The organism is Providencia sp. PROV080, assembly GCF_033688105.1.
Lineage (GTDB): Bacteria > Pseudomonadota > Gammaproteobacteria > Enterobacterales > Enterobacteriaceae > Providencia > Providencia zhejiangensis.
The window spans coordinates 796,220-822,304 of sequence record NZ_CP096346.1; the positions used below are offsets into that span (position 1 = coordinate 796,220).

At 39.2% G+C, this 26,085-nt stretch carries 20 protein-coding genes; 13 read left to right on the forward strand and 7 right to left on the reverse strand.

All coding sequences use genetic code 11. From position 1 onward, the window contains the following. The first annotated feature begins 717 nt into the window (after positions 1-717). Positions 718-1,932 (forward strand): selenium metabolism membrane protein YedE/FdhT, encoded by a 1,215-nt coding sequence (gene yedE / locus M1F03_RS03405; protein ID WP_251465266.1) that lies wholly within the window; start codon positions 718-720, stop codon positions 1,930-1,932. Beyond that, the gene (yedF, locus tag M1F03_RS03410) at positions 1,929-2,168 is read left to right on the forward strand and encodes a sulfurtransferase-like selenium metabolism protein YedF (protein ID WP_004926886.1); all 240 of its coding nucleotides are present in this window, start codon (positions 1,929-1,931) and stop codon (positions 2,166-2,168) included. Before yedE ends, yedF begins: the two co-directional genes overlap by 4 nt. Before the next feature lie 196 nt (positions 2,169-2,364). Here the strand turns inward: yedF and M1F03_RS03415 are convergent, their stop codons facing one another. Next, a complete protein-coding gene (locus M1F03_RS03415) occupies positions 2,365-2,880 on the reverse strand; it encodes a GNAT family N-acetyltransferase (protein ID WP_154622317.1) in 516 nt (171 codons plus the stop codon). A gap of 226 nt (positions 2,881-3,106) precedes the next feature. Next, the gene (gene rdgC / locus M1F03_RS03420) at positions 3,107-4,012 is read right to left on the reverse strand and encodes a recombination-associated protein RdgC (RefSeq protein ID WP_196713791.1); all 906 of its coding nucleotides are present in this window, start codon (positions 4,010-4,012) and stop codon (positions 3,107-3,109) included. Positions 4,013-4,208: 196 nt separating this feature from the next. On the opposite strand from rdgC, the gene mak reads away from it, so the two are divergent. The 8 genes from mak to M1F03_RS03460 all read left to right on the forward strand — a co-directional run bounded on the left by mak (position 4,209) and on the right by M1F03_RS03460 (position 14,873). Continuing rightward, the gene (mak, locus tag M1F03_RS03425) at positions 4,209-5,114 is read left to right on the forward strand and encodes a fructokinase (protein ID WP_154622315.1); all 906 of its coding nucleotides are present in this window, start codon (positions 4,209-4,211) and stop codon (positions 5,112-5,114) included. Between the two features lie 215 nt (positions 5,115-5,329). Then, positions 5,330-7,279: a bifunctional 2',3'-cyclic-nucleotide 2'-phosphodiesterase/3'-nucleotidase gene (locus M1F03_RS03430; protein ID WP_247047809.1), complete on the forward strand. Its 1,950-nt coding sequence runs from the start codon at positions 5,330-5,332 to the stop codon at positions 7,277-7,279. 928 nt (positions 7,280-8,207) lie between these two features. Then, complete coding sequence (locus M1F03_RS03435; protein ID WP_154622577.1) at positions 8,208-8,483, forward strand: helix-turn-helix domain-containing protein; 276 nt, start codon at positions 8,208-8,210, stop codon at positions 8,481-8,483. Between the two features lie 106 nt (positions 8,484-8,589). Continuing rightward, on the forward strand, positions 8,590-9,102 hold the full coding sequence (locus M1F03_RS03440) for a fimbrial protein (protein WP_154622576.1): 513 nt from the start codon (positions 8,590-8,592) through the stop codon (positions 9,100-9,102). A gap of 86 nt (positions 9,103-9,188) precedes the next feature. Then, positions 9,189-9,938: a molecular chaperone gene (locus M1F03_RS03445; RefSeq protein WP_196713793.1), complete on the forward strand. Its 750-nt coding sequence runs from the start codon at positions 9,189-9,191 to the stop codon at positions 9,936-9,938. 14 nt (positions 9,939-9,952) lie between these two features. Continuing rightward, entirely contained in the window at positions 9,953-12,421 is a 2,469-nt protein-coding gene (locus M1F03_RS03450) for a fimbria/pilus outer membrane usher protein (RefSeq protein ID WP_163860700.1), read from the forward strand. A gap of 7 nt (positions 12,422-12,428) precedes the next feature. After that, a complete protein-coding gene (locus M1F03_RS03455) occupies positions 12,429-13,637 on the forward strand; it encodes a fimbrial protein (protein WP_163860701.1) in 1,209 nt (402 codons plus the stop codon). A gap of 81 nt (positions 13,638-13,718) precedes the next feature. After that, positions 13,719-14,873: a fimbrial protein gene (locus tag M1F03_RS03460; RefSeq protein ID WP_251465267.1), complete on the forward strand. Its 1,155-nt coding sequence runs from the start codon at positions 13,719-13,721 to the stop codon at positions 14,871-14,873. 92 nt (positions 14,874-14,965) lie between these two features. Here the strand turns inward: M1F03_RS03460 and M1F03_RS03465 are convergent, their stop codons facing one another. From M1F03_RS03465 to M1F03_RS03475, 3 genes are all read right to left on the reverse strand, one after another. Further along, entirely contained in the window at positions 14,966-15,268 is a 303-nt protein-coding gene (locus tag M1F03_RS03465) for a hypothetical protein (RefSeq protein WP_154622321.1), read from the reverse strand. A gap of 484 nt (positions 15,269-15,752) precedes the next feature. Then, a complete protein-coding gene (locus tag M1F03_RS03470) occupies positions 15,753-16,352 on the reverse strand; it encodes a nitroreductase family protein (protein WP_154622320.1) in 600 nt (199 codons plus the stop codon). Positions 16,353-16,667: 315 nt separating this feature from the next. Then, entirely contained in the window at positions 16,668-17,528 is an 861-nt protein-coding gene (locus M1F03_RS03475; RefSeq protein ID WP_196713795.1) for a MetQ/NlpA family ABC transporter substrate-binding protein, read from the reverse strand. A gap of 229 nt (positions 17,529-17,757) precedes the next feature. Here M1F03_RS03475 and M1F03_RS03480 point away from each other — a divergent pair, with 229 nt between their 5' ends. Beyond that, positions 17,758-18,792 (forward strand): isopenicillin N synthase family dioxygenase, encoded by a 1,035-nt coding sequence (locus M1F03_RS03480; protein ID WP_251465096.1) that lies wholly within the window; start codon positions 17,758-17,760, stop codon positions 18,790-18,792. 45 nt (positions 18,793-18,837) lie between these two features. Beyond that, a complete protein-coding gene (locus tag M1F03_RS03485; protein ID WP_318840081.1) occupies positions 18,838-20,121 on the forward strand; it encodes a cystathionine gamma-synthase family protein in 1,284 nt (427 codons plus the stop codon). A 66-nt stretch (positions 20,122-20,187) separates the two neighbouring features. Here the strand turns inward: M1F03_RS03485 and M1F03_RS03490 are convergent, their stop codons facing one another. Further along, positions 20,188-23,865: an AAA family ATPase gene (locus M1F03_RS03490; RefSeq protein WP_251465100.1), complete on the reverse strand. Its 3,678-nt coding sequence runs from the start codon at positions 23,863-23,865 to the stop codon at positions 20,188-20,190. Further along, positions 23,862-25,079: an exonuclease subunit SbcD gene (gene sbcD / locus M1F03_RS03495; protein WP_251465102.1), complete on the reverse strand. Its 1,218-nt coding sequence runs from the start codon at positions 25,077-25,079 to the stop codon at positions 23,862-23,864. Before sbcD ends, M1F03_RS03490 begins: the two co-directional genes overlap by 4 nt. Before the next feature lie 316 nt (positions 25,080-25,395). On the opposite strand from sbcD, the gene phoB reads away from it, so the two are divergent. Further along, positions 25,396-26,085: a phosphate regulon transcriptional regulator PhoB gene (gene phoB, locus M1F03_RS03500; RefSeq protein WP_154624270.1), complete on the forward strand. Its 690-nt coding sequence runs from the start codon at positions 25,396-25,398 to the stop codon at positions 26,083-26,085.

Genomic DNA, 26,085 nt, shown 5'->3' on the forward strand with positions numbered 1-26,085 from the left:
AGTTAAATGAAAAAAACACTTGCGCAACAATTATGTTGGGTTATAATGCCTTCAATAACATTTAGAAATACTTTTAAACACTTTTCATGATTCAATTTTTTTATTTCTATTCGCCAAACTAGGGAAAAATAAAATAAGATTGATATCTTGAGTTTATAAAAATGATTTATATAGCACTATTTTTTGACTTATCAATGAATCGTTTTTTTAAGTAGATAAATGTTATTACTGAGGTCAAATGGGCTGACTTCAGACTACGCATAGCATGCAACGCCGGTAACACGGCAATTTCATATTATACTCCTCTATTATAGATAAAATAAGACTACACATTCCTGCGTTATCTCTGATAACGCTTTTTTTTTCTTAAAATACACATATAAAACAACAGGGTAGCTATTATTAATCTGTTGTCTGCTATATTGATGACTCACTGAAGGCGATGGCATCGGCGTGTCCATAAAGCGCTATGTCACTTGTTGAAAAGCGGTTTCAAGTCGCAAAAATCGAACGCGTGCAGGCCTATAAATAGTGCAAATTATTTGTAACATATCACTTCACGAATTCAATTATCGGAGTATGATGTGATCCATATCTGCTGTGGGGACGAGGCGTTATTTTCTTACTGCTGCTGGCGTAGCTTTAAGGGATAGTGTGCATACAATACAACAGCGGAATTCTCTGCCAGGTACTGGCGCGAATGATTTGGAAGTTAAAATGACTTGGTCTGAGTTTAAATCTCACTATCTCATCCGTTTTTGGAAACCTCTACCGGCAGTTATTGCTGCGGGTATCTTATCGACATACTACTTTGGATTAACAGGAACATTTTGGGCCGTCACAGGTGAATTTACCCGTTGGGGTGGACATATTCTACAGTTATTCGGGGCCGAACCTGAAAACTGGGGATATTTTAAAGTGATCGGTTTATCGGGTAGCCCATTAGAGAGAATCGATGGCGTTATGATTATCGGGATGTTTGCTGGTTGTTTTGCAGCAGCATTATGGGCAAATAACGTTAAATTACGTATGCCACAACATCGTATTCGTATTTTTCAAGCGATTATTGGTGGCATCATTGCTGGTTTTGGGGCACGTTTAGCAATGGGATGTAATTTAGCCGCATTCTTTACAGGCATTCCCCAGTTCTCGCTGCATGCATGGTATTTTGCCATTGCAACGGCGGCAGGATCTTACTTTGGTGCGAAATTCACTTTAATGCCAATGTTTAGGATCCCCATTAATCTGAAAAAAGTATCGGCTGCTTCACCACTCACTCAGCGAGCAGATGTTGCCAAAAAACGCTTTAAGTTAGGCATGATAATCTTTTCCTTAGCGATCGCATGGGGCTTCTATACCTTATGGGATTCTCCTGTATTAGGCATTGCTATCTTATGCGGTATCGGTTTTGGTTTGCTGATTGAACGAGCTCAAATTTGTTTTACTTCCGCTTTTCGTGATTTATGGATCACTGGAAGAACCCATATGGCAAAGGCGATCATTATAGGTATGGCCGTAAGTGCAATAGGTATTTTTAGCTATGTACAATTAGGTGCAACGCCAAAAATTTTATGGGCAGGACCTAACGCCGTCATCGGTGGGTTATTATTTGGATTCGGTATCGTGCTAGCAGGAGGGTGTGAAACGGGATGGATGTATCGTGCCGTTGAAGGACAAGTTCACTATTGGTGGGTCGGTTTTGGCAACATAATCGGAGCCACGATCCTTGCCTACTATTGGGATGATTTAGGCCCTTGGTTGGCAACCGACTTTGATAAAGTGAACCTATTGGAAACCTTCGGCCCACAAGGTGGGTTAGCGGTGACTTATTTATTATTAGCAATAGCGTTTATCTTAATGCTGGTGTGGGAAAAGTACTTTTTCCGTAAGCGCGAGCAAAAACAGGTTGCAGCATCAGCGGAGGTTGTATGAGCCATAAAGAAATCATTCCAGATTATCGATTAGATATGGTGGGAGAACCTTGTCCCTACCCAGCTGTCGCGACGTTAGAAGCCATGCCATCGCTAAAAAAAGGGGAAATATTGGAAGTGGTCAGCGATTGCCCACAATCCATCAATAATATTCCTTTAGATGCGAAAAATTATGGTTATACCGTGCTGGACATACAACAGGATGGACCGACTATTCGCTATTTAATCCAAAAATAGCCATACTTCAAGTTGCAGCGTTGTAGGTTGCTTTGTGACCCTAGCCATCTATTTATAGGTGTGACTAGGGTTACCATGGGTAGGCGGCCTTGCTGCAACGCGAATTATTGAGACCTCGCACTGCTGACTTCAGTTTTTGACTCCCTCACACTGAGATTATAAGTATTCTGAGTTAGGTTATTCATCGCGCATTCGCTTATGACGACTCTTCCTGCCAGCTAGTTAAATCAAGCACTAATTCACACTCATCATCGACATAATCCCCCGTCGGGATAAAGCCAAGTTTCTTATAGAATTCAAATGGGCTTTCTTCACCTTCACCACAACTATTATAAAGTCGTGGATAGCCTTTCTTTTTTAAATAGCGGATCACTTGGATTAAGGCTTCACGACCAAATCCAAGTTTTTGATAAGGTTCAGCTATCATAAAACGCCATAGCATAATTCCATCATATTCAAGCTCATCATCGTCTAACCCTGAATGCAACATAATAAAACCCACAGGGACATCATCAGCATAAATGCCGCGATACCACGCACAGTCTGAAAACTGAGCTTCAACAATGGAGTAGGCATTATCTGCCACCATGCTGCGTTGCGCTTCACTCAGTGTATGGCTGAGCAGGCAAATTTCAGAAAAATTATCTGCCGTTATTTTTTGCAGTGTGACAAGTGAATGTTCATCCACTTCCGGTTCGATGTGCTCTTTCATAGCAATTCCTGCGATTGATGTTTAACCTTATTCAATAGCTTGCATTATTTGTTTAATTATTTTTTTTAACAAATAAAAATGCCCGCTATTTTGTTATCAAGATGTAATTCAATTCACCAGAGATTCGGTAGGCAGTCAATGACTTAATGATGGCAATGTTAGCGAGGTCTAAAAAGTGATGGCAACACAGTGTGATATGTGATGCCATCAGTTGATATGGCGTCGATTAATGTTCTGCTTCACCACCAAGAACATCAATAAGGCGTGCAATGAGCGCACTGAGTTCCCCAGTCATTAGGACATAATCGGCGTCAAAACGTTGGGCATAATCTTCTTTACCGATATCATCGTTTTGTTCTTTTAATGTATCACTGAATTTTAGCCTTTTCAGAGAGCCATCATCAGATAGCATAAACTGAATGCGCTCTTCCCAATCTAAAGCCAATTTGGTGACTAGCTTTCCGGCTTCAATATGTGTCGCAATTTCATCTGAAATGAGCTCTTGCTTTTTACAGCGAATGATACCGCCTTCTTCTAAGAGCGCTTTTAATTCAGCTTCATCCATAACAGCAAAGCCTTGAGGAAGTGAGCCTGAGCGGATCCACTCGGTTAAAGTCAACTCAATAGGATCTTTGAATGTTAATGGTACAACAGGTAATGAGCCTAAACTTTTACGGAGCAAGGCTAAATTATCTTCAGCACGTTTGGCACTAGCAGCGTCAACGATGATGAGTTGATTGACCGTATCAATCCATATATAGGTTTTATTGTATTTGCTGAATGCTCTAGGCAATAAAGAGTGGACGACTTCGTCTTTAAGCGCGTCTTTTTCCGTTTTTTTCAGTTTTCGCCCTTGGTCGGCTTCAAGCTTTTCAATTTTTTCTTGTAATTCTTGCTTGATCACAGGGGAAGGCAACATTTTTTCTTCTTTTTTAGCACAAATCAGAATTTGATTGCCAGCAGCATGGGTCAGTGAATCTGAGCCTTTCATAGGTGACACCCAGCCTGTTTTCATCATGTCTTGGCTACCACATGGATGATAGGCGAGAGGGGCAAGTTGTCTCTCTAGATCGTCAGCACTTAGCGCCAAATCACGATTCAGACGATAGACCAATATATTCTTGAACCACATGAAAAACCTACCTTTGTTGATGGATGACCTATTTTAGCCGGTGGCTATGATAACGAATTGTCGATTATTTAGCGAAAAAAAATGCTTTTATGCATCATTTGTTATGTTATTAGGCCTCAATTTTATAGCTAATCGCTTGAAATTGATAATGTATACAGGCAATGATACAGAAAACAGCTAAGCAGTGAGGGTGAAGATGAGAATTGGCATTGACCTTGGTGGCACCAAAATTGAAGTGATTGCATTGGAAGATAATGGTGACACACTTTTTAGGAAGCGAGTTGCAACGCCTAGAGGTAATTATCGTGCAACATTAGATGCGATTGCGGGATTAGTGAATGACGCAGAAATGGCAACAGGAAAGAGAGGTCGCGTAGGGGTCGGTATCCCAGGCACCTTATCCCCTGTCACTGGAAAAGTGAAAAATGCCAATTCCACTTGGCTTAATGGCCAATTTTTTGATGCTGACCTCGCGAATATCCTTGAAAGGCCAGTTAAAGTTGCCAATGACGCTAATTGCCTTGCTGTCTCAGAGGCGGTGGATGGCGCCGGAAAAGGCGCGCCTGTTGTATTTGCTGTGATTATTGGTACCGGATGTGGAGCGGGTATCGCAATTAATGGACAAGTGCATTCAGGGGGAAATGGCGTTGCAGGAGAGTGGGGGCATAACCCATTACCTTGGCAGAACAGTCAAGACTTCGCGTTTTTGCAAGACGAGCAATGTTATTGCGGATTAACAGGTTGTACTGAACAGTTTGTATCCGGTACTGGGTTTATGGCGGATTATCGCAAGCTCTCCGGCGATACGAAAACAGGCGCTGACATTATCACATTGATGAAAGCAGGTGACCCACATGCCATAACGGCAATGGATAACTACCAATCTCGTCTAGCTAGGGCATTAGCACAAGCCATTAATATGTTAGACCCTGACGTGATTGTTTTAGGTGGTGGAATGAGTAATGTTGAGGGGTTATATCACTCATTGCCTACACGAGTGAAAAATTGGGTATTTGGTCGTGAATGCGATACGCCGATTCGACAAGCGATTCATGGTGACTCAAGTGGTGTCCGAGGCGCCGCGTGGCTTTGGCCTAAGTAGTGACTATCGTCATTTATTCTGTGACTTATCTAGAATTAAACACATCTAATTAAGATAAACGGTGACTTCAATTTATAAGAAGGGCATTGTTGATTATCACTTATCGAAATACGAACTGGTTAGCCTATCGACAAGTATGAAGATGTTCTAGCCCTATTTTGGCACACAGCACTGGCAACGATTATTTTACATCAATCAACGTAAGGGGAATTACGGTGAATAACATTTTTAAATTATCTGCTTTAGCATTGTTCGTGACATTGAATGTCAATGCCGCGACAGTCGATTTACGTGTGATGGAAACTTCCGACATACATAGTAATTTGATTGATTTTGATTACTATAAGGATAAGCCGACTGAGCAATTTGGTTTAGTACGAACAGCAAGTTTAATTAAAGCCGCAAAAGGCGAGGTGACGAATGCGGTATTAGTGGATAACGGTGACCTGATTCAAGGTAGCCCTTTAGCAGATTATATGGCGGCCAAAGGGCTTGAAAATGGAGAGTCTCACCCAGCTCATAGCCTGATGAATACGATGGGATACACCGTCGGTAACTTTGGTAATCATGAGTTTAACTTTGGCTTAGACTATCTTAAAAAGGCGATTGCAGGGGCTAAGTTCCCTTATGTTAACGCAAATATTATTGATGCTAAGACAGGCGAAAATTACTTCACACCTTATATTATTGTTGATACGCCCGTTAAGGATCGAGACGGTAAGCGTCATAATTTAAAAATCGGTTATATTGGCTTTGTTCCTCCACAAATTATGATTTGGGATAAGCCAAACCTGACAGGCAAGGTGACCGTCAATGATATCACTGAGACCGCGAAAAAATTTGTGCCTCAGATGAAAAAGGAAGGGGCGGACTTGGTTGTGGCAATTCCGCATTCAGGCTTTTCACAAGAGCCATATAAAGCGATGGCAGAGAACTCCGTTTACTATCTCAGTGAAGTGCCGGGTATCGATGCCATTATGTTTGGTCACTCTCACGGTGTATTCCCAAGTAAAGATTTTGAAAATATCAAAGGCGTTGATATTGAAAAAGGAACCGTTAATGGTATCCCAGCCGTTATGCCTGGTCAGTGGGGGGATCACCTTGGCGTCGTTGACTTGGTGTTAAGCAATGATAAAGGACGTTGGGAAGTGCTTAAAGCAAATGCTCATGCCCGCCCTGTCTACGACAAAGCCAATAAAAAACCGCTAGTCGAACGAGATGACGAGTTGGCTAAAATTATCGATAAGCCTCACAACGATACACGTCAATTTGTGGGGAAAATGATCGGTAAAGCTTCTGATAACATGTATAGCTATTTGGCATTAGTACAGAGTGATCCGACGGTACAGATTGTCAATGATGCTCAAACTGATTATACAAAGCATTATATTCAAGGTGACCCTGATTTAGCGGATCTTCCTGTACTTTCTGCCGCCGCGCCATTTAAAGTTGGTGGTCGTAAAAATGCGCCAGATGAATTTGTTGAGGTTGAAAAAGGGGACCTTACTTTCCGTAATGCGGCTGACTTGTATCTATATCCAAATACTTTAGTCGTAGTGAAGGCAACAGGCGCCGAAGTCGTTGAGTGGCTAGAATGTTCCGCTGGGATGTTTAACCGTATTGACCCTCAATCAACCTCACCTCAAAACTTGATCAATTGGGAAGGATTCAGAACTTATAACTTTGATACTATCAGCGGGATTAATTACCAAATCGATCTTACCGAACCTGCAAAATATGATGTAGATTGCCAGCCAGTTAATTCACAGGCTAATAGGATCAAAAATGTTACTTATCAAGGCAAACCCATTGATCCAAAGGCCACTTTCTTAGTCGCAACCAATAACTATCGTGCATACGGCGGTAAGTTTGCAGGTACAGGTGATAGCCATATCGCATTCGCTTCCCCAGATGAAAATCGTTCAGTATTGGCATCTTACATTGCTAAAATTTCCAAAGAACAAGGTGAGGTGAAAAGTAAAGCTGATAATAATTGGTCTTTCTTACCGATTAAAAGTGATAAAGCACTCGATATTCGTTTTGAAACATCTCAAAGTGATAAAGCCGCAAAATTTATTCAACAGACGGCACAGTATCCTTTAGAAAAAGTAGGAAATGATGATATTGGTTTTGCTATTTACAAAATTAATTTAAATGGTAAATAACTAAGTATCGATTTTAGTATTATTATTAAAAACTAATCATCAAAACCCCCTTTATTATTAAACTGGATTTAATAATAGGGGGTTAATATTTTTGTTTGCTCAATAAAAAGAAGAACATTCAAATAAACTAACTGAGTCATACAAACTTGGTAACTAAATATTGATATACGACAAAATGGTTAGTCTAATTATGTATTGTCATACATATTATATCCAAATAAAAATGAATAACGTAATTTTGTTCATGTTGTTTATAGATAAATAAAATTGATTTGTTATTAAAGTCTAGCTCTGACAAGATTAAATAATTAATCATGTTAGTTATTATTGATATATCTTTATGGCGATTGTTTTCTCTAAAAAATAGATCGTAAAAAGAATGTGCTTTATTGATTATCTAAAATAAAGGAATAGAAATTATCGTCTGATAAAGGTTCTATTTTTGTCAGTAGTTATATTGCCTTGCAGTATTTTCCACTTATTAAAGGCATTTTTTTGATTTTTACTGTCAATAAATGATGGTTATATTGTGATGTTGTGTTAAAGGAGGGGGGGTATTTGAAGTAAGATAGTGATGAGGATAATCTAAAAATGTAATTAAGATAATATATATTAAAGTATAAAATTGATGTTTTATGATAAAAATGTCGTTTTTTCAATTTAAATCGGAATTATAAACCTTTAGTTGGAATTTAAAACTGAGTGTTTAGATGTTAATTCTGGATTGTTTGCAAAGGTTAACATTATGTTTTTATTGTGGTTGTTTATTTTAGAGTGGGGTTAATAAAATATATTACTCGCAAAAATCCACCTACTCTTTAGTGAGTGATGTTATTTGTTTTTAAACTATGAATGCGTAATATATTAGTCAAGCACTGATCTGAATCAAAGCATGAATAATAAATTCTAAATTCAGAGGTACTCTTACATGGAAATTGAAAAATACAAATATTCATTGTCTGTTGGACAACGAATTAAATCGTTAAGATTACAAAATGGTTGGAGCGGTGAAACGCTTGGTAAAATAACTGGAATAAGCCAACAACAAATTTCACGATTTGAACGCGGAATAAATAGAATAGATGTTGAATCATTAGCAAAATTTGCTAATGCATTTAATGTGGATATCGTAGTTTTATTATCTGATTACGACAAGACAATTTACGATAAGAATATATTTATTGCGAACACTTTAATTATCTAATTTTTTGGAATGTAGTTCTAAATGGATTTAGCCCTATATGTGTAGTTAGTCATCCTTATTTTTAATAATCAAGGATTGGAATTGTTTTATCTTACAAAGGTTAAATATGAAAAAATCACTTTTAGTTTTATTCATTGCATCGTCAATTTCAGCATCAGCATTAGCTGCGGATGGTACTATTACGTTCAACGGTGAAATTACATCTACAACCTGTGATGTGACAACAGGTAATGGTGGTGACTTCACTGTAACGCTGCCAACTGTATCAACAACAGCATTGAATGCAGCAGGTGCGACAGCAGGAAACACCTCATTCACTATCGACTTAGCTAACTGTAGCGTTAGTGGTGTTGATGTTGCTGCTAACTTCGAAAGCCTAAGTTCTGGCGATGCTGTAACAGGTAATCTTATTCCTACCGTTGCACCCGCTAACGTACAGATTGGTCTAGCTGACCAAGCAGGTAACTTAGCGAAAGTAAATGGTGCGCCAGTTGGTAACCAGCCAATTGTTAATGGTGCTGCAACACTGGCATACCAAGCATTTTACTATGCGAAAGATGTTGTAACCGCGCCAGGTGCGGTAACAGCACAAGTTAACTATACATTGACTTATCCATAAGAAGTTAATTCTGTCAGAGGAAATTATTCCTCTGACAGATCAATAAAAAATTAAATTATTACAATTTTAAGTAGGATTAGGTCATTATGATAACTAGGCTGCCTATAATAAATAAATTAATTTTATTTATTTCATTATTCATTGTATCAACATCACTTTATGCCAGCGTTATTATCAATGGAACGAGGGTTATATATAATGAAAAAGCGAAAAGTAAAACAGTACAGTTGGTCAATGATAATAAATGGCCTGCTTTAGTACAAGTTTGGTTAGATACTGGAGATCCTAATGAGTTACCTGAAAATATTAAAACACCATTTTCAATTACTCCACCAATATTTAAAATGTCTCCAGGTGCAGGTCAAAATTTAAGATTAACTTATTTGGGAGGCACATTACCTAAAGATAGAGAATCTATTTTTTACCTCAATGTGTTGGAAGTTCCTCCAGAAAATGAAGAGACAACTTCACTAAATAAAAACACAATGCAAATTGCAATTAGGTCTAGAATTAAATTATTTTATCGACCTACAGATGTTAAAGTACCAGCACAGATAAATGAAAAACTTTCTTTCTCATTAAAGAAAACATCAAAAGGTAATGAGTTATTGATAAAGAATAATTCTCCATGGTTTATTACATTCCAAACTGTCACTTTATCTGATGGGAATAGAAAGCTAAATTTAGAAGGTAATATGGTTGCGCCATTCTCTGATATTTATCTTAATCGTGGAAATGGTGTGGCAATACCCAATGAGTTTATGAATGCAAAAAAAATTAGCTACTCAGTCATTAATGATTATGGTGGCTTAGATTCCTACGAGTCTAATTTATAATAAATGGTATTGCTATGAAAATAAAATTAATTTTTATAATGGTATACTTATCCTTAGGGTATGGTAGGGTTGCATTAGCGGTAGAAGAAAACCAAAGTGAAAAGAAATATTCTTATAATGAAGGTTTCTTAATTGGTAATGCTAAAGATATATCAATAGATAAATTATCAGAAGACCAGATCACGCCTGGAGACTGGTTTGTTGATGTGTATTTAAATAACGAGTTTATTTATAATAAAGAAGTTAGATTTTATGAAAATAGCAAAGGACGAGTGGTTCCCTGTTTAACCAAAGAAGATATTGATAGCTTTAATATAAAACCTGAATATTTAGGTTTAATAACCACTGATGGTGCATGTGAAGATTTAAATGCGTTGTCAAAAGATGTCCAAGTTAATTTAAAGCAAGAAGTCCTACGCTTAGATATTTTAATTCCTCAAGTCATGGTGGAGCATTCTGCGCGCGGCTTTGTGCCTATCAGTGCTTTGAATGAAGGTATCCCTGCTTTCTTTATGAACTATAACCTGAATGGATATAGTAGTCGTAGTCATGGGGAAGATGAACATTCTGCTTATGGAAATATATCAGCAGGGCTTAATCTAGGTTTGTTTAGAATTCGCCATCAATCTAACTTGCAATACAATCAAGATGATAAATTTCAACACGAAAGCATTAGAACTTATGTTCAACGAGCAATCCCACAAATAGAAAGCGAATTAACTATTGGCCAATCATTTACAGATGGAAGCTTATTCGATAGCTTTTCATACACAGGCGCTGAATTAGCGACTGACAATCGAATGCGCCCACAGTCAATGCAAGGTTTTGCGCCAACCGTCAGAGGGGTGGCGAATAGTAACGCTAGAGTTAGAGTTATTCAAAATGGTTTTGTGATATACGAAACAAATGTTTCTCCGGGTGAATTTACGATCAATGATCTCTATGCAACGGGTTATGGCGGCGATTTAACGGTTGAAGTTACAGAGGCTAATGGCAGTGTTTCTACATTTATTGTTCCGTTCTCTACGGTACCTGGATTATTAAGACCTGGGCAAATCGACTACAGTATTGTGAGTGGTAAATTACGCGGCGATAATACTTCTTCTGATATTTTTGTTCAGTCTACCCTGAAATATGGTTTGAGTAATATTTTCACGCCATTTGCTGGAGTACAGTACAGCAATAAATACCAATCTGGATTATTGGGTTTTGCTGTTAATACTCAAATTGGTGCCTTTAGTTTTGATATGGCAAGCTCAAAAGCTGAATTAGATAATAATCATACCTATAATGGCGCACGTGCACGTATAACATGGAATAAAGACATTAATGCGACAGGCACAAATATCGCTTTAGCAGGTTATCGCTATGAGTCACAAAACTATTTAAGTTTATATGAAGCGAGTTCTTATCGTGATAGCTATTTATATAGCGGTGGCACGATTAATCCAAGGCGTTCTCAATATATATTAACGGTTAATCAGAATTTAGCTGATTATGGAACGATGTATATCAGCGGTTCTTTGCAAACTTGGCGTGATGATTTGCCTGATACTAAGCAATTGCAAGCCGGTTATATGAATAACTTTAAAGGTATTGGCTATAGCTTTACCTATATCAAAATGTACCGAAATAATGAAGAGGGTGGTGATAATAACTACATGTTTAACGTGTCAGTGCCATTCTCACTTTGGTATCCAGAACAGAATACGTTATTGAGTAGCTCAATCACTCGTTCAGACTCAGATAATCGTTGGGCAAATAACACCACGATTAGTAGTTCTTTTGGTGAAGATAATTCTATTTCGTGGAATGCTACAGCAAGCAATGTTGGTAACTCAAATAGTAGTTTTTCAGGCAATATTCAAAAGGATTTTTCTTCTGCATCGGTTAATGCCGGTTATTCTCAAGGACATGATTTTAAATCCCTCTCAATGGGCGCGAGTGGTGCACTCGTTGTATATGAGGGCGGGGTTATTCCGTCTCGTTATTTAAGTGATACTTTTGCTATTGTAGAAGCTGATGAAGCGGAAGGTGCGGCAGTATCTTCATGGAGTAATATTGTGATTAATGGTAATGGGCAAGCAGTAGTTCCTTCATTAGTCCCTTATCAATACAACACACTTTATCTTAATACTGAAAATATGAGTACGGATATTGATCTTGATAATAACTTAATCAAAGTTGCTCCTTATGCCGGATCTGCTGTTCTCGTGAAATTTGATACGAAGAAAGGGAATAACATTACTTATCGAATTACATTGCAAGATAAAAACGCAGTACCCTTTGGCGCTGATATTTATGATGAAAATAACAATAAAATTGGTTTAGTTGGACAAGGCGGTTTAGTTCATTTTAATTCTCAATCTGAACAAGGCACTGTTTTTGTTAAATGGGGTGAAGATAGTAATCAACGTTGTAAATTTGATTATCGTATCTCGGATAATAATTCTATTTCAGAATCCATTTGTTATTTCTATTGAGGTTAACATGAATATTAACCGTAAATATAAAGTTGCGTTGCTTTCAAGTTTAATGTCTACTCCTTTTGTTGCTAATGCAATTTGTACGATGGAGACTTATATTAGACCAAATCCTGCGATACATGTTGGAACATCAGATCCAGTTTCTATTTATGGTTTACAGTTTCAACCAGCAGGAACAACGTTAGCAACAAGTTATATATCAGCGGCACAAATGGCAGCAACGCATGGCTTGAGTCCTGAGCAAGTTCTATTTCGTTGTGCGGCCGCTGATGCGACTAGGATATTCGAAGGTTATTATATGTTTAGAGCATATTATTCGAATTTAACACCTGCGCAAAATATTAATGGTATTCCTTATTGGCCAATATCAGTTGTTTACGCCAATAATACTTATACTGCAACTTCAGGGGTCGATTATGAGTTTTTTTTAGGGAATGGAATTAGCGCGACGACGGCATTCCCTAACCAGCCTAATTGGTCAAAAAGAATCGGTTATGATGTTGACCCAGCAAACCCAAATTTTATTCTTGTTAAAGCAAAACATTTTTCGGGTGTGACCAACCATCAAATTCGTTCTAAAGTGCCCATCACTGCTAATGGATTTGATGCTACGATCCCAAATGAATCAAGAGCCTTTGTCTTTTTTAAAGGGCCAGGAATCAATGATACCATGGTATCGAATGGAGGGAATGGCGCTCCACATACGCCGGGATCATTTTTTAATATTGGACAAAATGCAGCCAGCACAACAGCGGTTAATTCGTGTACCGTAGAAAGAAATACGTCAAATGTGAATTTAGGGAGCCACGCTGGAAATTCGCTTCCTTCAACCCCTGTCAATTTCTCTGTTACAGTAAAATGTGATACCGGCGCTGCAAATATTCGATATGGTTTTGCTCCCGGTATGGAAAATATAAATCAAAATATTACCGATGTATTACTGCTTGATCCGAATATTGGTTCAACAGCGAAAGGTGTTGCTATTGAAATTTTAGATGCAAACACGAATAGAGTTCCTTTATTGAGTTTATCCGCAAATGGTGGGCAAATTTCAAATAATAATAATTGGAAGCCATTACCCATTCCTCCTTCGGGTACTTCAACATCGACTGTGGATGTCAATTTTTCAGCCCGTATTGTAAAACATGGTAGTGAAGAAATAACACCAGGTATTGTAAGAAGTAAAGCGACTTTTATGCTGAATCAAAATTAAAATTTTTCTTTTACTGATGAACACACTTTTATTTTGGCTTTATTTATGTATTTAAACTTATAGCATTAGGGAGGAATTGTGATGGGGCTTAAACGTATATTTTTATTAATAGGTATTACATTATTATTTTTTACGGGGCTGGCGAATGCCGCTTGTGTAAGAATGAATGGTGGTATCTCAGGTGGACCCATTATTCTTGGTTCTAAAGTGGATTTATATATTTATGGATTGGAATTTCAACCAGCAGGGACGCAACTTTATATTGAGTCATTTTCCAATGCCAATATGGCCTCTTTAATGGGAAAAACATTAGAAACCATCGTGTTTCAATGTGATATAACGGATGCAGATAATATATTTGAAATGTATTACTTGCCTAGTGGAGCTATTGATAATGGCAACTATCTGTTTATCGCTAATGGGATTAAATATTGGGCCGTAAGGGCACCTGAATTAAGCTTTCAAATGTTTTTAGGAATGAATAAATCGGTTGATAATCAGTATGATAATAGGGTGAGTAGACGAAAAATAGGCTATGAAGTCGATCCTGTTAATAGCAATAAAATAAATATCAAAATGAAACATTTTTCAGGCGTGACCTTGGAACAAGCCCGTTCGGCTGCTGCTGCCAACTCGAACTCATATACATCAATTGCAGGATTTGATCGCGGCGCAATAGGCTTTTCTGGGCCGGGTATCAATGCCGCTCAAGGGAATGCTGGGTTTCCTAGCGGTGGGAGTTATTTACCTATTCGTATGAGGCCTGTTGGGGCTCGAGTCGTATCAACATGTGGTTTGAGTGCCGTACAATCGACGGTGAATTTAGGAAGGCATTCTGCTGCTGATATTCCTTCTATTCCTGTGCCATTTTCATTTACATTAAAATGCCAAAGAGGCGCAAGAATTAGCTATGGATTTGCACCTGGGGAAGAAAATAGAGTAAAGAATGAAACGAACTATTTGTTATTAGATCCTAATTTAGGTTCAACAGCAACTGGCATAGCCATTGAAATCTTAACGTCTTCAGGGGTTCGTAATAATTTACTAAATTTAGGTGTTGTAGGAGGGCAAATTCCGGCGACTAATAATTGGACTCGCGTGCCAATTCCAACGACAGGGGCTGCAACGCATGAAGTTCAACTGAATTTTTTAGCTCGCTTTGTTCCCTACGGTGGCGTTCCAATTACACCCGGTAGAGCGAATAGCAAAATGACGATAATGTTAAATACTAATTAGTTAAGATGATGAATGATAACGATAAAATAATGTCGTCAATAGAGTTGAAAGAGTTAGCCAACTATCGCTAACTCTTTCAAAAAAATACTACGTTAATCATAAGTAATATTGAGGGTCGGTTTATTGTTAAATTGGTTATATTCCACTTTGACATAATCAGAGCTAAGTTGCTTGGCGTTCTTGAGTGAGCTAGTTTTAGTCAAGTTTTTACCATTGCGGTAACATTCTAGGTTAATTTGCTCACTATTTGACACGGTGACTTCACAGAGCGGTTCATAGACATAACCCACAAAGGTAATCGTGCCTCCACCTATTTTGTTTGTTGCGGCATGAGAGAAAGTGAAACTAGAAATGAGTACAGCAGTAACAGTAACAATTAAAGATAAACGTTTCATTAGCATCTACCCCCTAGTTGGAACTAGCGCTACTTTAATAACACGGATAGCGCGTTACGAATTCTCATCTCTAAGTTTAGTTCAGTTACGAGTAAAAAATATGACATGTACTAAAGAAACATCGATTTTCTTTAGCATATTTTGTTTTTGAGTGATTTCTAACCGAGATAGGCAGGCGGGAGTGATATATAAAAATTCGTAAAATGAATCTTAATTGGATTTTTAATCTGTATGTATCCCGTATTTAGTGGGTTTGACGAGGCTTGGTGGGCGGTTTTTGCTTTTATATTTGGGCGTAAATATTCAGTGATAAAAGTTATTGATGACAACATTTTGAGTATTAAATAGAAACCGCCCAAATTTTATCATTTTTGAATCCCTTGGTGTTGGTTGGCATTGCAAAGTTGTAGCGATTTAATGTAGAAGGTGATTAGCCCCTATTTATAACAAATAGGGGCATTTTTTATTATCGTTTTATAATGAATTACTTGAAGATTTTGAAGCGTTCTTCATCATCCATAAAGTCTTTATCACCTGCTGGGGCATTGATTGAACCAAATACCATTTGAGCACGTAATACCCAGCTATCCGGTGTTCCCCATTCTTTTTGAACTTGGTTATCAATTAATGGGTTATAGTGCTGTAGTGATGCACCGACATTTTCTTGTGCTAATGCCGTCCAGACCGCAAATTGCGCAATACCACTTGCTTGTTCAGACCAAATAGGGAAGTTGTCAGCGTAGAGTGGGAACTGCTCTTGCAGGCTTTTAACGACATCCATATCTTCAAAGAATAAAATAGAGCCAGCACCCGCAGCGAAACTGTCTATTTTTTGTTCTGTTGCCGCGAAAGCTTTTTCAGGAACAATTGTACGCAAGATTTCTTTGGTGAGATTCCACAATTTTTTATGCTCTGCACCAAATAAAATGACGACACGTGATGTTTGAGAGTTAAAAGAAGAAGGTGAATGTTTCACTGCTTCTTTAATTAATTTTGTAACGTGTTCCTCAGAAACAGGTAATGCATCGCCGAGGTTGTAAATAGTACGGCGGTTTTTAATCATTTCGATAAATGCATTTGACATTTGAGTCTCCTAGCTATTTGTTAGCGCACGGCATTATATTAAACGTTTCAGAAGCCGTTATTCGTTAGTTGAGTATTACTATAGCGTTGTGGCGAAAAAATCATAGAAAAAAAAATTAACGATAAGGTTCAAATTTTTCGCTCTAGTGTGTGCTGGATTAATGATGTTTTAAATCAATATGATATGTTTTATTGCTTTGGTTTGAAACCCTATTTTGGAGAGTGCTTTGAATGTTCGGTGAGTGAAATTGAAAGAGGTTTATGCCGTCAGGAACAGGTATAACCATATGTAATCTATCGTTATACCTGACATTTTTTATTTGAGAGTAGATAAAGGCTGAACAATTTGTATTTTTGTGCCACCAAAATTGTCCTGAATATAATTTTTAACCGCGTCGGTATGATAAAGTTCAGCTAGTTTATTAAAGGCTGGGTTATCTTTATTTTCTGTTTTAACGACGAGTACATTGATCATATTGTTAATACTACCATCATTTTGTTCTCTAAATAATGAATCTTTAAGTGCATTTAAGCCACCTTCTTGTGCAGCGGTATTTCCAATAACAGCAATATCGACATCAGGTAATGCTCGTGGACCATGAGCATACTTAATTTGTTTAAATTCGAGTTGTTTAGGATTTTCAACAATATCATTAACTGACCCTGTGGCTTGGTTAAAGTCTGGTTTTAATGTAATAAGTTGAGATTTTTGCAACAATAATAATGCTCTAGCATGATTTGCAGTATCATTGGGAATTGCAACTAATGCTTTATTAGGTATCTCTTCTAGCGTTTTATATTTCGAGGAATAAATGGCCATAGGTTCAAAGTAAGTAGTTGTAATCGCCGCGAGTTGATGGTGGTGATTTTGATTGAAATCTTTTAAAAATCCCCAAGATTGAAAGGCATTAACATCAACATCGCCATCAATAGTCGCTATATTCAGTGTGACACCATCATCTATAATCTTAACATCGATATCTAATCCCGCATCTTTAGCTGCCTGAGATTGAGCGATAAATTGCCAAATATCAGCATCGCTTCCATGGCTACCAATAATGATTTTTTGCTTCTCTTGTGAATTCGTTTTATCAGTTTCTGTCGTTTTATTTTCATCTGAACAAGCACTCATGATGGCAACAGAAAATGTTAACAATAATACAGCGAGCTTTTTCATTTTTTTACCCTATTCGTTATTTATTTCTTTATCTAATCAGAATAAATAAGTGTTTTTGAAATAACATTTTATAAAAATAAACAACTTTTAGTTATATGAAATTAATTAAGATAGGTTATATCGATATGTTTTTAAGTTATTTTTAGTCTTTTTTATATATGGTATTTATTTATATTAGTGTGGATGAAAAAACCACTATTATGATAATTAAATATTAATAGGAATTATTATGTCATCATATCAATTACCCATTATCGATCTTCGTGAGTTAGATAATCCGGCAACACAAAAACATTTTTATCAAAAGCTACGTTTTATCGCTCGTGAAATAGGCTTTTTTTATCTTGTTGGCCACGCTATTCCAGTCGAACAACGAGAGGATTTGCTTGTTAATATGAAACGGTTTTTTGCCTTACCGAAAACAGAAAAAGACAAGATAAACATGAGCCACTCAAGGCATTTTCGTGGCTATACGGCCTCAACGCAGGAGAATACCCGAAACCAACCTGATTATCGGGAACAAATTGATATTGGGGAAGAACTGCCAGCATTAGCACTCACAGAGCAGGACCCTATTTGGTGGAATTTACAAGGCCCTAACCAATGGCCTGAAACACTACCTGAATTGAAAACAGCGGCGTTAGCGTGGCAATCAGCCATGAGAGACATTGCCGTGAAATTAATCAGAGCGTTTCTTGTGGCATTGGAATTACCTGAGAATAGTTTTGATCAGATTATTGCCGAGCCTGCTCAACATTTATTAAAGTTGATTCATTATCCGGCACGGGATGACCAAAATGAAGGTGGGCAAGGAGTTGGAGCGCATAAGGATGCGGGAATACTCACATTATTATGGCAAGATAATATTGGGGGATTACAAGTCGAAACAGATAATGGTTGGGTCGATGTTGCTCCGTTAGAAAATGCTTTCGTTGTCAACATTGGAGAAGTGTTTGAATTGGCAACCAACGGTTATTTACGCGCAAACGTGCATCAAGTTGTTAGGCAAAAGAATAGTGTTTCACGTTATTCGATTGCTTATTTCATCACGCCAAGTGTTTTTGCCGATGAAGTACCATTATTGCCATTACCCCATTATCTTGCTCAACAAGCATTGGGGCCAGAGAGTGATCCCTTGAATCCAATGTTTACCAATCTAGGAAAAAATGCAATTAAAGGGCGATTACGCTCACATTTATCGGTCACACGTCAGTTTTATCCGGAAGAATACGAGCAAATTGTTAAAAATAGCAATATCTTATGATGTACTCAGTATAAAGCTGTAGATTGATCTTATTGGAGTACAACGATGTCAAGTCGCTATTATAAAAAAGAATTAAATGGACACACACTGTCACCAGAAACATTGATGATGAGTTATGGATATGATCCTGAACTATCCGAAGGGGCCATTAAACCTCCTGTTTTTCTAACCTCAACTTTTGTATTTAAAACAGCTCAGGAAGGAAAAGACTTTTTCAATATGGTTAGTGGGCGCACACCTACACCCGATAACCAAAAACAGGGGCTAGTCTATTCACGCTTCAATCATCCTAATAGTGAGATTGTTGAAGATAGGCTTGCCTTATATGAAGGTGCTGAAAGCGCTGCGCTCTTTTCGTCAGGCATGTCTGCAATTACAACGTGTTTGCTGGCATTTCTCAAACCTGGCGATGTGTTATTACATTCTCAGCCCCTGTATGGTGGCACAGAAACCTTATTTTTGAATACGCTAGCTCGATTTGGGATAACGCCAGTGGCATTCCAAAATGGGTGCGATGCGAAGTCTATTCGAGAGGTGATTAACGGTATCGATCCTGAAAAAAGGATTGCGGCGATTTATATCGAAACGCCGTCTAATCCATTAAATACGTTAGTTGGTATTCACTTACTTAGTGAGATAGCGCAAGAAATTGTTCAAACACGACAAAGTGAAAAACCGCTACTGATCTGTGATAACACGTTATTGGGACCTATATTTCAGAAGCCTTTAGCGCTGGGTGCCGATTTAAGTGTGTATTCACTCACTAAATATGTCGGCGGGCATTCGGATTTGGTCGCGGGGGGCGTCGTTGGACGCCGTGAATTACTTGATAAAGTGCGAGCACAACGCAATGCAATTGGCACTCAACTTGACCCTCATTCAAGTTGGATGATAGGACGTTCATTAGAAACGTTGCAATTAAGAATGGAAAAAGCCAATGACAATGCTCAGCAACTTGCTACTTTTTTACACCAGCATCCAAACGTAAAAAAGGTGCATTACCCTGCGTTTCTGGCCGAGGAAAGTGCGGAGTATCAAGTTTACTCGGCGCAATGTTCGGGAGCCGGTTCAACGTTTTCTATCAATGTTGGGGATAATGAGGAAGATGCGTTTAACTTTCTGAACCACCTTGCGTTATTTAAATTAGCGGTGAGTTTAGGTGGCACGGAGTCGTTAGCATGCCATCCTGCTTCAACGACACATTCAGGTATTGCGGAATCTGTTCGTCGCTCCATTGGTATTGAGAGTAATTTAGTACGCTTATCTGTCGGTATTGAAAATGTGAATGACTTAAAAGAAGCATTATCACAGGCATTAGAGGCGATTTAAACGTAACGGCAGCAGAGGCTATTGGCCTCTGCTGAGATAGTGATGTTGCGCACTACAGCTGTGCGATCAGTTAACTCTAAATTGACTCGGTAATTCACTAAAGCCAAAGCCATTGGTTTTCTTCACGGTGATTTGAACTGGGATCCGCTCTTTCATCGCTTCGACATGGCTGATCACCCCAATTGTTTTTCCAGAGGCATTGAGACTTTCTAATGCATCTAACGCAATATCTAACGTTTCAGGATCGAGAGTACCAAAGCCTTCATCCAGAAATAGCGATTCGAGTTGTGTTTTGCTACTCACCATATCAGAGAGCGCGAGTGCGAGCGCTAGGCTGACAAGGAAGCTTTCCCCACCTGAAAGCGTTTTAATATCTCTCACAGTATCAGCTTGCCAACCATCAATAACTTGTAACTCAAGATCAGCATTATGATTGCGCTTTAGCAAATAGCGGCCATGCAGTTTATCGAGTCGTAAATTAGCCAGTGAAATGAGACAGTCGAAGGTGAGCCCTTGAGCGTAACGGCGGAACTTATCACCGTCAGCGGAACCAATAAGTTCGGTTAGATAGCCCCAATCATCGTAGCGAGATTGGCTGTCTGCAATTTCTTGCAGCAAACCTCGTTGTTGATGACGTTGTTGTCTATCAGCCTCAAGCTGACTGAAAATTTGCCCTTGTTGTTTATTGAGGTTTTTGATCTCTTCATCAAGTTTGGTTATCTCTTGTTGCCATTTTTCTGGGCTGGCCTCGGTAAATGTTTCAGGTTTCTGATTCAAATGTTCTGATAACGTTAGTTCACCTTCTGTATAGCGTGTTTGCGCCTGTAGTCGTGACTGCTCTAGCTTCTGTTGTAACTGTTCAAGTTGAAGTTTTTCATCAGAAGATAATAAGGCGCCTAAGAATTCTTGTTGTGTCGCGAATGGACTCATGGAGAGCGCAGTATCGAAAGCCTGTTGAGCGTTGGCTAATAGAGGCTGATTTTTAGTGATTGCGCCTTCAATTTCAGTTTGGCTACCTTTGAGCGATGCAATCGCTTTTTCACAGTGGCTGATTTGCTCTGTGAGCTGTTGCTTATGTAGAGTCAGTTTGTCTTGCTGTGTCTGAAGTTGGGCGACAAACGCTGTAATGGGCTGCCCATCTAATAATTGTTGGCGCATAGCTTGCTTTTGTTGTAGCGTTAATTTTAATTGTTGTAGCTGCTGGCAGGTGCTCTCTAGTCGTTTATTTAAGTCAGCCTGTTGTGCCATTTGCGCTTGTAAGGTTGCTGCATTGACGGCAATTTTCTTTGCTATCTCTTGAGCCGCTTGTCTTTGTTGTTCATACCGTTGGCCTCGCTGTTCTAATACAGCAAAACGGTTATCAAAACTTTCGTTGATGGGCAGATCAAAGTCAGCCAGTGCAATGTGTAATTGCTGCTTTTGCTCATGTTGACGTTGCTGCTGTATGTTCAGCTCGGTTTGTGTTTCATCGATAAGTTGATGTAAGTGCTTAATACGTTCGATAACCAAGGCAAGTGTCGATTGCTGTTGTTTATTTAAAGACTGTTTTTCATGTAATTGATATTTTAGTTGTTGATATTTGCGTTCAAGGACAGCGAAATCCTGCAACAATTGTTGTTGTATGGCGAGTTGTTGCTGAAGCTCAGCAATGAATTGTTCAACAACAACATCTGTCATCTCTAATTGAGGCGCTAAGGCTTGTTGGCAAGCGGTTACCCATTGCTGATGTAAGTTGCCTTCTTGGGCAATTAATTGTTGTTGTGATCTTTGGTTCTCAGCTTGACGCTGGATTTCTTGTTGTTTCAGTGAGTGCTGGGCCATCTGCGTTTGCTTTAACTCTTCCAATTGCTTGGTTAGCTCAGCTAATCGCTGTTCCGTTTGCGTCGGCGCAATGGCTTGATACTGTTCAATCGAAGGATGCTCAGTCGACCCGCACAAAGGACAAGGCTCGCCCGAGAGTAATTGCTGCCGTTCCTTTTCCAAACTGACGATTTTTTGTTCTAAGCGTAACCGTGCAGTCAAGTCTGCTAAATGTGGCTGAAGATGATTAATTTGTGTTTCAGTGAGTTGAATTTGTTGTTCAGCTTGAGAGATAGACTGAGTAATTTCATCTTGTAGGCTTTGTTTTTGCTTTAATTGTTTCTGTTGTTCCTGCCATTGCGATAATAATAAAGGCAATAGTTGGGCATGTTGCAATCTTGTTCGCAGCTGTTCTATTGCGTGATTAAGCTGCTCAACATCGTGTTTGTTCTGCCACGCTAAATAGTGTGCTTCAACTGCTTGATAGGTCATCGTCTCTTGTTCGAGCTGTTGTTGAGTTTGCGTATTTTGCTCAACTTGCTGCTGTTGCTCGGCGGACAAGGTTAACTGCTCTTGCGTTAAAGCTTGATGTTTTTGTTGTAATGCCAGTACGCGTTGATTTAACTCATCAATAGAGTGGCCTTGTTGGCGCCATAATCCAATTTGTTGCAGAATGCGGGCATCTTGTGCATTTTGTTCTAGGTAATGCTGAATGTGTTGTTGTTCTGTATTTGCCAGTTTAGCCTGCTGTTGGGCATCGGAAATTAAGGCCTGTTTTGAACGATATTCAGCTTGATCTTGTGCTTGTTGCTCTGAAACTTCCCTAATCTGCTGATGTAAATGAGCGATCTCATTGTCCAGAGGGCGAACTTGACTATCGATCAACAAGGTTTGTTGCTGTACGTAAGCTTGATGTTGCTTGTCTTTATCTTGTGCCTGCGTGAGCTGCATTTGCAACGGGGTGAGTTGTTGGTGTTGATGTTCGATATGCTGTAAAAGCTGGCGCTGTTTTTCAGTGAGTTCATTCAGGGATTGTTGTTGGCGCTCTAAATCTAGCCATAGCGGTCGCATACTCTCTGCTGGTAAGTTGTTTGCCAGTTTTTTTAGTTTAGGCTGTGCATCGTTGTAGGCTTGTTCTGCCTGTTGTTTTTCATATTGTAATTGACTCAAACGCGCCGCCAATTGTTGCCGACGTTGCTGCCAATATAAGGCCTGTTGATATTGGGCTCGTGTATCATTTAGCTGGCTTTCTTGGCTAGCCAAATGCGTTTGCTGGGCGACGAATGCTTGATGTTCACTCTCGGTAAGTAAATGAATGCTTTGCGCGCGAGTTTTTAACAGCTCTAAATCATGTTTAACTTGCTTATGCTGACGGTAGATATAGCTGGACACTTGGCTATAAATCTCGGTTCCTGTGATCTCTTCTAATAAGTCAGCGCGTTCTTTTTCGCTAGCATTTAAGAAGGCGGCAAAATCACCCTGTGATAATAAGATCGATTTGGTAAAACGTTCAAAATCGAGTCCTGTCACCTGAATGATTTTTTCTCTTACCTCACTGATTTTCTCAGCAATAATTTTACCGTCATCGCTAGTTGCTAACTCCGCTTTTGGAGATTGCAGCTTACCTTCAGGTTTATTACCCGCTCGGCGTTGACTCCAAAATGCGCGATAAGCAATACCTTTTACTTCAAATTCAACCTCAGCCAAGCAGTCACCAGTATGACGTGTCATGAGTTCGTTTTGGCTGGCAGATAAAGTGCTCAAGCGAGGCGTTTGATGGTAGAGCGCCAAACAAATAGCATCCAGCAATGTTGTTTTGCCTGCCCCTGTTGGGCCAGTAATCGCAAACAGTCCCTGACTAGCAAACGGTTCTTGGGTAAAGTCTATTTTCCATTCGCCTTTAAGGGAGTTAATATTTTTTAAACGTAAGCTCAAGATTTTCATGCGTCTCCCTCTAATTCAGCGCGTAGTGCTTCGCAGGATTGCCTAAAGAGTAATAATAGGCGTTGTTCCTTCTCTTTATCGTCCAACGCTTCCTCTGCTAAACGACGTAAAAAAACCTCTTCTACAGTGAGCTCATTTAAGGTTTCATTGGCTATCGTCACAGACTGACCTTGTTGTTTACGCGCACGGCGTAATAAAACCACCTCAACAGGTAAATCCTTGACTAAGACCTCTATACGTTGTTGGATATCCGCAAGATAGTCTTGCGATGCGACTTCAATATCTAACCAAATAGGTGGGGTGTCAGGCGTATGTTTTAATGTCTTTAATTGCTTTTCAATGTCAGCAAGTGAGCCTTTTAATGTTTGTAGTGGCTGAAATAGAGGAATAGGGAGCTGACAAATTTGTGAGATTTGATGGCCGTCAAACTCCACCATACAGACACTTTTTTGTTGCTGAGCCTCATCAAAACTTAGAGCAATAGGAGAGCCAGAGTAACGGATATGTTGCTGTCCCCCAATCGTTTGTGGGCGGTGAATATGCCCTAATGCGATGTAATCAGCAGGAGGAAATGCGCCGGAAGGGAATGCATCCAAGCTACCAATATAGATATCGCGCACAGAATCGGACACTTCGGCGCCGACAACCGTTAGGTGGCCAGTGGCAATAATAGGGATATCTAATCCGAGTGATGCCCGTTGTTGTACTGCTAGTTGATAGCTATTTTGGTAATACTCGCTAATCGCGGTCTGTAGTGATAGCTGTTTTTCTTCGCTGCTTTGTCCTGCCACGCTCAATTGAATATCTCTTGGTCGTAGAAAAGGAATGGCACAAAGTAGTGCCCCAGGTTGGCCTTGTGCATTTTTTAAGGTGATCACCTGTGGATGGTTGCCAGAGGTGACAACCTGGGTATTTAAATACGCAAGCAACGAGCTGGTTTCGTTTAAGACCGAAACGGAATCATGATTACCACTCAGTATGACTAGCTGGCAGCCAGTTTGTTGGAGTGACACAACGAATTGGTTGTAAAGTTCTCTCGCATAGCTAGGCGGGGAGCCTGTGTCAAAAATATCTCCGGCAACGATCACGGCATTCACTTGGTATTGTTTAACTTGCTCAATCAGCCAAGTTAAAAAGTGTTGATGCTCAACAGCTCGGTTTTTGGTGAAAAAATATTGGCCAAGGTGCCAGTCGGAGGTATGAATGATACGCATAAGGGCTGATTCCTGCTGCTTGATAGAGTTGCGATGATGAGTATACCTTATTGGAGGTCGTTAATGGCAATATCAGAACAAATAGCGAATTGAGTGGGAAGAGGTGTTAGGCATATTGCCCAGTAGATGATGATGCCGTATGAAGATAAATCCATTCACGGCATTATGTATGACAAGTTTATTTCACTAAAATGACAATTTACCACTAATATAGAAAAGAGTCGTGTCATTGGATGACAGGATTCATAATTCTGTCATAAAAGTGACGCATAATGGTTTCACTTTTAATAATCTCTTCTTATTTACAGGATTAATCATGGCAAGACGCATTCTAGTTGTTGAAGATGAAGCGCCCATCCGAGAAATGGTTTGTTTTGTACTGGAGCAGAATGGTTTTCAGTCTATTGAAGCTGATGATTATGATTCCGCGATTGCGCAGTTGGTTGACCCATTACCTGACCTAGTTCTATTGGATTGGATGATCCCTGGCGGATCCGGTATTCAAGTGATTAAGCACATGAAACGTGACAGTGATACTCGCGATGTTCCTGTGATGATGCTAACAGCAAGGGGAGAAGAAGAAGATCGCGTAAAGGGATTGGAAGTTGGTGCAGATGACTATCTAATCAAGCCTTTTTCGCCTAAAGAGTTAGTCGCGCGAGTAAAAGCCATTTTACGCCGTATTTCGCCAATGGCGACTGAAGATATTATTGAAATGAATGGGTTAACACTCGACCCAACGTCTCACCGCGTTAGCAGTAACGATGTGCCTATTGATATGGGGCCAACGGAATATAAATTATTGCATTTCTTTATGACTCACCCCGAACGCGTATATAGCCGTGAACAGTTACTCAATTATGTGTGGGGGGCGAATGTGTATGTTGAAGATAGAACGGTTGATGTTCATATTCGTCGTCTCAGAAAAGCATTAGAGACGGAAGGGCATGATAAAATGGTTCAAACGGTTCGTGGCACTGGCTATCGCTTTTCAGTGCGCTACTGA

What these genes read in the sequence shown, in the direction of transcription:
- yedE (WP_251465266.1), top strand. Translation starts at nt 718, where the DNA reads ATGACTTGGTCTGAGTTTAAATCTCACTATCTCATCCGTTTTTGGAAA.
- yedF (WP_004926886.1), top strand. Translation starts at nt 1,929, where the DNA reads ATGAGCCATAAAGAAATCATTCCAGATTATCGATTAGATATGGTGGGA.
- M1F03_RS03415 (WP_154622317.1), bottom strand. Translation starts at nt 2,880, where the DNA reads ATGAAAGAGCACATCGAACCGGAAGTGGATGAACATTCACTTGTCACA.
- rdgC (WP_196713791.1), bottom strand. Translation starts at nt 4,012, where the DNA reads ATGTGGTTCAAGAATATATTGGTCTATCGTCTGAATCGTGATTTGGCG.
- mak (WP_154622315.1), top strand. Translation starts at nt 4,209, where the DNA reads ATGAGAATTGGCATTGACCTTGGTGGCACCAAAATTGAAGTGATTGCA.
- M1F03_RS03435 (WP_154622577.1), top strand. Translation starts at nt 8,208, where the DNA reads ATGGAAATTGAAAAATACAAATATTCATTGTCTGTTGGACAACGAATT.
- M1F03_RS03440 (WP_154622576.1), top strand. Translation starts at nt 8,590, where the DNA reads ATGAAAAAATCACTTTTAGTTTTATTCATTGCATCGTCAATTTCAGCA.
- M1F03_RS03445 (WP_196713793.1), top strand. Translation starts at nt 9,189, where the DNA reads ATGATAACTAGGCTGCCTATAATAAATAAATTAATTTTATTTATTTCA.
- M1F03_RS03450 (WP_163860700.1), top strand. Translation starts at nt 9,953, where the DNA reads ATGAAAATAAAATTAATTTTTATAATGGTATACTTATCCTTAGGGTAT.
- M1F03_RS03455 (WP_163860701.1), top strand. Translation starts at nt 12,429, where the DNA reads ATGAATATTAACCGTAAATATAAAGTTGCGTTGCTTTCAAGTTTAATG.
- M1F03_RS03460 (WP_251465267.1), top strand. Translation starts at nt 13,719, where the DNA reads ATGGGGCTTAAACGTATATTTTTATTAATAGGTATTACATTATTATTT.
- M1F03_RS03465 (WP_154622321.1), bottom strand. Translation starts at nt 15,268, where the DNA reads ATGAAACGTTTATCTTTAATTGTTACTGTTACTGCTGTACTCATTTCT.
- M1F03_RS03470 (WP_154622320.1), bottom strand. Translation starts at nt 16,352, where the DNA reads ATGTCAAATGCATTTATCGAAATGATTAAAAACCGCCGTACTATTTAC.
- M1F03_RS03475 (WP_196713795.1), bottom strand. Translation starts at nt 17,528, where the DNA reads ATGAAAAAGCTCGCTGTATTATTGTTAACATTTTCTGTTGCCATCATG.
- M1F03_RS03480 (WP_251465096.1), top strand. Translation starts at nt 17,758, where the DNA reads ATGTCATCATATCAATTACCCATTATCGATCTTCGTGAGTTAGATAAT.
- M1F03_RS03485 (WP_318840081.1), top strand. Translation starts at nt 18,838, where the DNA reads ATGTCAAGTCGCTATTATAAAAAAGAATTAAATGGACACACACTGTCA.
- M1F03_RS03490 (WP_251465100.1), bottom strand. Translation starts at nt 23,865, where the DNA reads ATGAAAATCTTGAGCTTACGTTTAAAAAATATTAACTCCCTTAAAGGC.
- sbcD (WP_251465102.1), bottom strand. Translation starts at nt 25,079, where the DNA reads ATGCGTATCATTCATACCTCCGACTGGCACCTTGGCCAATATTTTTTC.
- phoB (WP_154624270.1), top strand. Translation starts at nt 25,396, where the DNA reads ATGGCAAGACGCATTCTAGTTGTTGAAGATGAAGCGCCCATCCGAGAA.